Source organism: Luteimonas sp. 8-5 (genome assembly GCF_029763755.1).
Taxonomy (GTDB): Bacteria; Pseudomonadota; Gammaproteobacteria; order Xanthomonadales; family Xanthomonadaceae; genus Cognatiluteimonas.
The window spans coordinates 1-7,987 of the sequence record NZ_JARUVM010000050.1; the positions used below are offsets into that span (position 1 = coordinate 1).

Below are 7,987 nucleotides of genomic sequence, written 5' to 3' on the forward strand. Positions count from 1 at the left end.
GGCGGCATCGTCGATGCCGGCGTCGAACTGGCCGTCGTACGTCAGGTTGCCTGCGTCGCCGGCGAGCGGCGTGCGCTGGGTGGGCTCCTCATCGAAGCCGCGCGTGGTTGCGGGTGCGGCAACTCCGGCCGCGGAGACGCCGGACTGGCGGGGTGCGCGGGTCAGGCTGCCGTACCACTCGACCGTCAGCGCTTCCAGGATTTCGTCGGATGCCTCGAGTTCGCGGGCGGCGCGCGTCGCCATCGAGGCGACCGTCATCGCCAGGTCGTCGTCGGACTCGCTGAAGGCCAGGGCGGTGGCGTGGACGATGCGATTGCGCAGGTTCGCCAGGAAGATGAACTGGCGACCGCTGTGCAGCACCAGGCCGCGGCCCGGACGCAGCATGCGCCACAGCAGGCCGGTCAGCGGCATCAGCAGGCAGTGGTCGCGGTGGCTCTCGCCCCAGGCGAACAGTTGCTGCCAGCGGTCCAGCGGCACCGCGGTGAACAGCGCCTGGTAACCGTTGCCCACCGTCCTGCTCTGGTGGATCAGGATCTTGCACTCGCTGTCCACCAGGCCCTCGGAGCGCAACCGCTTCTCGATCAGCGCCGGCGCGTGCGAAGGACTGCCCTCCAGCGAAATGACCTGGCTGACGGCGGAGTCGAAGTCGGTGACCACGATCGCGGACTGCTCGAGCCGCGGGCGCGAGTCGAGCCGGCGCACGTATTCGCCTTCGAAGGCCAGCCATTGGCCGTCCAGGTGGAGCAGGGAGATGTTGCTCACGGTGCCTCCGGCGTCGTCGGCGGCGGCAGCAGCGGCAATGCCGCCTGCCGGATTCGGAACAGCAGCGTTCCGCGCAGGGTCAGCATCAGCGGCGGGCTGCGCGGACCCGGCGGGTCGAACAGCCCCTCGTCGATGCGGGTGACCGAGAGTTCGAAGTCGCTGGCGCCGAAGATCCGCGACTGGTCGCGGCTGACGCCGTCGAGCAGGTCGTTGACGTCGTTGCGGCGCAACGGCGACTGGCTGATGTTGATCAGCCGTTCGCCCCAGCCGTCCTCGGTATAGCCGCCGGTCTCCGCGCGCCGCACCAGCTCCGCGGCACCGGTGGCCATCTGCACGCGTAGCCTGGCCTCCTGCTTGCGTTGCTGGGTCGCCGCCAGGGCCTGGTGCTTCGAGCCGACCTTGGCATAGGCCTGGGCCAGGTCGCTGCGCGCGCTGGTGAACCAGATCGCAGCGACCAGCAGTGCGCCCAGGGTCCCGGCGAACAGCATCAGCGATGCTTTCCGCGACTGCCACAGCCGGGCAATGCCGGACATCCTGGCGGACAGACTCATGGCCGGCCCCCGGTTACTGGTTCATCTTGTAGTGCGCCACCAGGGTGACCACCTGGTCGGCGTCGGTCGCCGCCGCGTCGGCGTCGTCGGTGCCGGTCTGGCCGAACGAGTTGGTGTTGTTGCCCAGCCACGGCACGCCCTCGTTGGCGGTACCGGCGGCGACGCCCATCTGCCGGAAGGCGCCGTTGCGCGCGTCCGGGGCGCCGTCGATGGCCTGGTCGAGCGCGCGCGCCAGGTCGGGGGTCAGGCCGGTGAGGACCATGACGTTGCCCGAACCGGAGGTCGTGCCCGGCTTGTTCCACTGGAAGCAGACCTGGATTTCCTGCGGGTTGCCGTTGGTGTCCAGGTAGACGTAACGGTCTTCCAGGCCTTCGCCGCGCCCCGGCGGCAGCGAAATGCCCGCCTTGAGCATGAGGTCGCGCAGGATGAACTTGGCGTCGGTCTCGGCGCCGCGGGTGAAGCCCGTGGTGGCGGCCGGCGCGGGATTGCCGCAGATCGCCTTGGGCTCGGTCGCGCTGGTCATGTCGCCGCCGGAGATCGAACCGAAGTTGGCGCCGTTGACCATCAACTGCGGCGCGACCTGGCTGTCGCCGACCGGGGCGCCCAGGCGCTGGCCGTAGGTGTTGTAGGCGACCACCCACTGGTCGACGAATTTCTGCTTGATCCGGGTGTATTCAGCGTTGCGCTGGACATCCCGTCCGATCATCACCGCGCCGAGGATCACGCCGATGATGACCAGCACCACCGCCATCTCGACCAGCGTGAAGCCCGATTGGCCGGCCCAGCGGCCGCCCTTGCCGTTACGTGCGTGCATGAGTTTTCCCCGTATGCGATTGGTTCGCCCGGGCACCCTAGCCGGCGCGGGTAAGAGCTTCGTAAGAGGATCGGCGGCGGCGGCGCGACAGCCGGGCCGCGGGGTGGGACAATGGCGGTTTCCCGTCCAAGTGCAGCGATCCATGACCCAGCCCAGCCGCCGCGACCTGGCCAATGCCATCCGTTTCCTCGCCGTCGACGCCGTCGAGGCGGCCAAATCCGGGCATCCGGGCATGCCGATGGGCATGGCGGACATCGCCGAGGTGCTCTGGAACGACTACCTGCAGCACAACCCCAACAATCCGAAGTGGTTCAACCGGGACAGGTTCATCCTCTCCAACGGCCACGGCTCGATGCTGCAGTACGCGCTGCTGCACCTGTCGGGCTACGACCTGTCGATCGACGACCTGAAGCACTTCCGCCAGCTGCACAGCAAGACCCCGGGCCACCCGGAGAATTTCATGACCCCGGGCGTGGAGACCACCACGGGCCCGCTGGGGCAGGGTTTCGCCAACGCAGTCGGGTTCGCGCTGGCCGAGAAGCTGCTGGCGCAGCGCTTCAACCGTCCGGAATTCGAGGTGGTGGACCACCGCACCTGGGTGTTCATGGGCGACGGCTGCATGATGGAAGGCATCTCCCACGAGGCCGCCTCGCTGGCCGGCACCTGGGGCCTGCACAAACTGGTCGCGTTCTGGGACGACAACCACATCTCCATCGACGGCGACACCCAGGGATGGTTCACCGACGACACCCCGGCGCGCTTCGAGGCCTACGGCTGGAACGTGATCCGCGATGTCGACGGCCACGACGCCGAGTCGATCAAGGCGGCGATCGAGCAGGCGCTGCAGTGCCAGGACAGGCCGACCCTGCTGTGCTGCCGCACCACCATCGGCTTCGGTTCGCCGCACAAGGCCGGCAAGGAATCCGCGCACGGCGCGCCGCTTGGCAAGGACGAGGTCGCAGCGACCCGCGAGGCGCTGGGCTGGCCGTACCCGCCGTTCGAGATCCCGCAGGAGATCCGCGACGGCTGGCGCGCCGGCAATGCCGGCACCGTGCGCGAGCACCAGTGGAACGAGCTGTTCGATGCCTACAAGGCGCGCCATCCCGACATCGCCGAGGAGCTCGTGCGGCGCTCGCGCGGCCAACTGCCGGAAGGCTTCATCGCCGAGGCGGATGCGTTCATCGCCAAACTCCAGGCCGACGGCCCGACCGTCGCATCGCGCAAGGCGTCGCAGATGGCGATCGAGGCGTTCGCGCCGCTGCTGCCGGAGCTGGTGGGCGGTTCGGCCGACCTGGCCCATTCGAACCTGACCCTGTGGAAGGGCAGCAAGACTGTGGCCAGTGACGCGGCCGACGCCAACTATGTCTACTACGGCGTGCGCGAGTTCGGCATGACCGCCATTTCCAACGGCCTGGCCCTGCACGGCGGCTTCGTGCCGTACGACGCCACCTTCCTGGTGTTCAGCGACTACGCCCGCAACGCGGTGCGCATGAGCGCGCTGATGGGCGCGCACGCGATCCACGTCTACACCCACGACTCGATCGGCCTGGGCGAGGACGGTCCCACGCACCAGCCGGTGGAGCACATGGCGTCGCTGCGCTACATCCCGCACAACGACGTCTGGCGTCCCTGCGACGCGGTCGAATCGGCGGTTGCCTGGAAGGCTGCCATCGAACGCCGCGACGGCCCCAGCTGCCTGGTGTTCTCGCGCCAGAACCTGGCCCACCAGCCTCGCACCGATGCGCAGGTCGCCGCGATCGAACGTGGCGGCTACGTGCTCAGGGATTCGAACGGCGCACCGGAGATCATCCTCATCGCCACCGGCTCGGAGGTCGGCCTGGCGATGCAGGCTGCCGAGCAGCTCGGCGACAAGGTGCGCGTGGTGTCGATGCCGTCGACCGACGTGTTCGAGCGCCAGGACGCGGCGTACCGCGAGTCCGTGCTGCCGGCGGCGTGCCGCAAGCGCGTGGCGATCGAAGCCGGCACCGCCGACTTCTGGCGCAAGTACGTCGGCCTCGACGGCGCGGTGATCGGCATGGACAGCTTCGGCGCCAGTGCCCCGGCCGATGCCCTGTTCCCCGAGTTCGGGTTCACCGTCGAGCACGTCGTGCGGGCGGCCCGCGCGGTGTAACGGGCCATTACCCGCTCCGGGATCTCAGGCGAACAGCAGCTTGCCCGCGGCCACCAGCAGAACGACGCCGAGCACCCGGCGCAATCCGCGCACCGGTAGCCAGTGAAGGCCGAGCTGGCTGCCGAGCAGGGCGCCGACCGCGACGACGCCAAGCCATAGCGGCAGCATCGGCGGAAGCGAACCGGTTGCGTGCAACAGGCCGGCGAGTCCGGTCAGCGAATTGATCCAGACAAAGGCGACCGAGGTGCCGCTGGCTTCGCGCGTCGGCATCCAGCGTGCGAACAGCAGCAAAGGCGTAAGGAAGATCGCGCCGCCGGTGCCGGTCAGGCCCGACAAGGTGCCGATCGCGGCGCCCGCGACCAGCCCCGGCAACCAGGGAACGCGTCGCCCCGCTGTTTCGCGGTCTTCCTGCTCGGCGCTGTCCGCATGCCGGAACACGCCGATCGCCGCGACCAGCAACACCAGGCCGAGCAGCAGCGAGAAGCGCTCGCGTGGCAGATCGATCTGCGCGGCGAAGAACGCGGCCGGCGCCGATGCGAGCACGAAGGGCAGCACGTTGCGCCAGCGCACGTGGCCGCCCCGCCACCAGCGCAGCAGGCCGATGCCACCGACCAGCAGGTTGAGCGCCAGCGCCGTAGGGCGGACCTGCTCGGGCGCGAATCCCATCAGCGCCATGGCGGCGATGTAGCCGCTCGCGCCCGCATGCCCGACCGAGGCGTAGAGGACCGCGACGAGGAAGAACAGTCCCGCGAGGGCAAGCGATATCGCGTCCATGCGAGTGCGTCTGCGTCAGGCCGGAGAAGGCAGCCGCCCGCCACGGATGTTCGCATCCAGCGCCGGCTGCAGCAGCTTCGGTGCCGGCAGGCCGGCATCGCGAGCCTGGCGGGCGGCGACGAACGCCTCTACAGGAGTACCTCGCGGCAGCATGCGGTTGTCGCGCGCGCTTTCGCCGACGCTGACGCTCGCGCGCAGGGCGCGTCCTTCGGGCGGGTAGTCGTGGCACAGCCACAGCAGGGTCTCGTCCGGAAGCGCATGCAGGCGCTCGATGGAAGCATGCAGGCGGCGTGCGCCACCGCCCGGGAAGTCGCAGCGGGCCGTGCCGATATCGGGCGCGAAGACGGTGTCGCCGACGAACACGTTGTCGCCGATGCGATAGCCCAGGCTGTCGGAGGTATGGCCGGGCAGGGCCATCGCCTCGATGCGCAGCGCGCCCGCCTGCAGGACCTGGGCATCGCGCAGGAGTTCGTCGAATGCGTTGGTCAGTTCCGGGTCGTCGGGCGACCGTCCATACAGCGGCGCGAAATGCGCCTGCACCGTGCGGATGCCTTCGCCGATGGCGATGGGCGCGCCGGTCTGGGCGCGCAGGTATGCGCCGGCCGACAGGTGGTCGGCATGGGCATGCGTTTCCAGGATGCGCAGCAGGCGCAATTGCGCGGCGGCGATGCGGGCAAGCAGGGCGTCGGCGCTCCCGGTGCCGACGCGATCGGTCGCCGGATCGTAGTCGAGCACCGGATCGATGACCACCGCATCGCCTTCGAGGTGCACCAGGTAGCTCCAGGTGCCGGTCTCGTTGTGATGATGGGGCTCGATATGCAGGCCTGGCGTCATTGCTGGTCGCCGCAGTAGATGTCGTGGAGGGTAGCAATGATGCGCCGGGCCGGTCCCTTGGCCAGACCGTAATAGACGGCCTGCGCCTCCCGGCGGCTGGTCACCAGCCCGTCCTGGCGCAGCAGCGCCAGGTGTTGCGACAGTGCCGACTGGCTGAGGTCCACGCGGCTGTTGAGTTCGCCGACGCTGTGCTCGCCGTCGACCAGCAGGCAGAGCAGTTGCAACCGTTTTTCGTTCCCCAGCGCCTTGAGCAGCCGTGCGGCGTCGCCGGCGTGCTGGCGCATGGCTTCCGGATCGATGGTTGGCGTGCGGCGCTTGGCGTTCACGGTTTTTCCTGATGCGGATCAAGACAGGCCGACCGGGCCGGGTGCCGAATGGGGCCGGTGTCTGTGGCGGCACGATCATATCAGTTGACACTAATATTAGTAAACGCTAATGTAAGTCCAACCGGGAGGCGACGGCATGGCCAGTATCGTGGTGATGGGCGCAGGACTCGGCGGCATGTCCGCCGCCTTCGAATTGCGTGAAACACTCGGGAGCGGACACGGCATCACGGTGGTGGGCGAGGGTGCGCGCTTCGCATTCACTCCGTCCAACCCATGGGTGGCCGTCGGCTGGCGCGAGCCGGCCGCAACCAGCCTGGACGCTGGCGAATGCCTGGCCCGACGCGGCATCGCCTTCGACGGCAGCGGGGCCGTCCGCATCGATGCCGGCGCGCGCCAGGTGCATACCGGCTGCGGCGCCACGCTCGACTACGACTACCTCGTGGTCTGCACCGGTCCCAAACTCGCCTTCGACGAGGTCCAGGGGCTAGGTCCGGACGGCCACACGCATTCGATCTGCACGCTGCCGCATGCGCTGGAAGCGTGGAAGGGTTATCAGGAGTTCCTGAAGGATCCCGGACCCGTGGTGGTCGGCGCGGTCCAGGGCGCGAGCTGCTTCGGCCCGGCCTACGAGTTCGCGATGATCCTCGATGCCGACCTGCGCAAGCGCAAGCTGCGCGACCGCGTGCCGATGACCTACGTCAGCAGCGAGCCCTACATCGGCCACATGGGCCTGGGCGGGGTGGGCGACTCCAGGGGGCTGATGGAGTCGGAACTGCGTCAGCGCCACATCCACTGGATCGTCAACGCCAAGGTCGCCGCGGTCGGGGCTGGTGAATTGTCGGCAGTCGAGCACGACGCACAGGGCCAGCCGCTGCGCGAACACGCCTTGCCGTTCAAGTACGCAATGCTGCTGCCCGCCTTCCGGGGCGTCGATGCAGTGGCGGCCGTCGAAGGGCTGTGCAATCCGCGCGGCTTCGTCATCGTCGACAGGCACCAGCGCAGCCCGAACCATCCGCGCATCTTCGCCGCGGGCGTGTGCGTGGCGATCCCGCCCGTGGAAGCGACGCCGGTGGCGACCGGCGCGCCCAAGACCGGCTTCATGATCGAGTCGATGGTCACCACCATCGTGCGCAACATCCAGGCCGATCTCGCCGGCGAGCCGGCGGACTTCGAAGGAACCTGGAACGCGGTCTGCCTGGCGGACATGGGCGACACCGGCGCGGCCTTCGTCGCGCTGCCGCAGATCCCGCCGCGCAACGTGACCTGGACGAAGATCGGCAAGTGGGTGCACGTGGCCAAGATCGCGTTCGAGAAGTACTTCCTCTACAAGATGCGCCACGGCACGTCCGAGCCGGTGTACGAGAAGTACGTCCTCGGCCTGCTCGGCATCGAGCGGCTCAAGCCCGACCAACCCCATGGAGACAGACAATGAAAACTCCCATGTCCCTCGATCGCGCGATCATGGCTTTCGCCGGCGTGATGACCCTCGTCAGCGTGGCCCTGACCCAGCTTGTCTCCCCGTGGTGGTGGCTGCTGACCGCGTTCGTCGGCCTGAACCTGCTCCAGTCCGCCTTCACCGGATTCTGCCCGGCGGGAATGGTGATGAAGCGGATGGGGATCGGCCAGGGCGCCGACGGCGCGAGTTGCCGCCGCTGACATGAAGCACATGCGCTTGCTCCTGGCGGCCGCGCTGGCCACGACGATCGCTGCCTGTGGCGGCCAGTCGCCCGATGCCACGCTGCCGCCGCTGTCTGAACTGGACACGCTGGTCGCGGGCGCCGATGAAGGCGCCGCG

General features: G+C 68.8%; 9 protein-coding genes. 3 read left to right on the forward strand and 6 right to left on the reverse strand.

Features of this window, described 5'->3' with window-relative positions; all coding sequences use genetic code 11:
- The 3 genes from QAA18_RS06975 to QAA18_RS06985 all read right to left on the reverse strand — a co-directional run.
- Positions 1-762: hypothetical protein (locus tag QAA18_RS06975; RefSeq protein WP_279412146.1), on the reverse strand; the 762-nt coding region annotated here is incomplete at its 3' end.
- Positions 759-1,313, reverse strand: a complete 555-nt coding sequence (locus QAA18_RS06980) for a hypothetical protein (protein WP_279412147.1) — start codon at positions 1,311-1,313, stop codon at positions 759-761. The genes QAA18_RS06975 and QAA18_RS06980, both read right to left, overlap by 4 nt.
- 13 nt (positions 1,314-1,326) lie before the next feature.
- Positions 1,327-2,127: a prepilin-type N-terminal cleavage/methylation domain-containing protein gene (locus tag QAA18_RS06985; protein WP_279412148.1), complete on the reverse strand. Its 801-nt coding sequence runs from the start codon at positions 2,125-2,127 to the stop codon at positions 1,327-1,329.
- A 142-nt stretch (positions 2,128-2,269) separates the two neighbouring features.
- On the opposite strand from QAA18_RS06985, the gene tkt reads away from it, so the two are divergent.
- A complete protein-coding gene (gene tkt, locus QAA18_RS06990; RefSeq protein ID WP_279412149.1) occupies positions 2,270-4,258 on the forward strand; it encodes a transketolase in 1,989 nt (662 codons plus the stop codon).
- 24 nt (positions 4,259-4,282) lie between these two features.
- Here the strand turns inward: tkt and QAA18_RS06995 are convergent, their stop codons facing one another.
- Genes QAA18_RS06995 through QAA18_RS07005 form a run of 3 tightly spaced genes read right to left on the reverse strand, consistent with a single transcriptional unit; the run spans position 4,283 to position 6,150 of the window.
- Entirely contained in the window at positions 4,283-5,032 is a 750-nt protein-coding gene (locus QAA18_RS06995) for a sulfite exporter TauE/SafE family protein (protein ID WP_279412151.1), read from the reverse strand.
- A gap of 15 nt (positions 5,033-5,047) precedes the next feature.
- Positions 5,048-5,866: an MBL fold metallo-hydrolase gene (locus QAA18_RS07000; protein ID WP_279412153.1), complete on the reverse strand. Its 819-nt coding sequence runs from the start codon at positions 5,864-5,866 to the stop codon at positions 5,048-5,050.
- Entirely contained in the window at positions 5,863-6,150 is a 288-nt protein-coding gene (locus QAA18_RS07005) for a metalloregulator ArsR/SmtB family transcription factor (protein ID WP_279412156.1), read from the reverse strand. The genes QAA18_RS07000 and QAA18_RS07005 overlap by 4 nt, the downstream gene beginning before the upstream one ends.
- Before the next feature lie 178 nt (positions 6,151-6,328).
- Here QAA18_RS07005 and QAA18_RS07010 point away from each other — a divergent pair, with 178 nt between their 5' ends.
- Positions 6,329-7,624: an FAD/NAD(P)-binding oxidoreductase gene (locus tag QAA18_RS07010; RefSeq protein WP_279412154.1), complete on the forward strand. Its 1,296-nt coding sequence runs from the start codon at positions 6,329-6,331 to the stop codon at positions 7,622-7,624.
- An 8-nt stretch (positions 7,625-7,632) separates the two neighbouring features.
- Positions 7,633-7,848 carry a DUF2892 domain-containing protein gene (locus QAA18_RS07015; protein ID WP_279412155.1) on the forward strand — a complete coding sequence of 72 codons (216 nt, stop codon included), beginning with the start codon at positions 7,633-7,635 and terminating at the stop codon, positions 7,846-7,848.
- Positions 7,849-7,987: the final 139 nt, after the last annotated feature.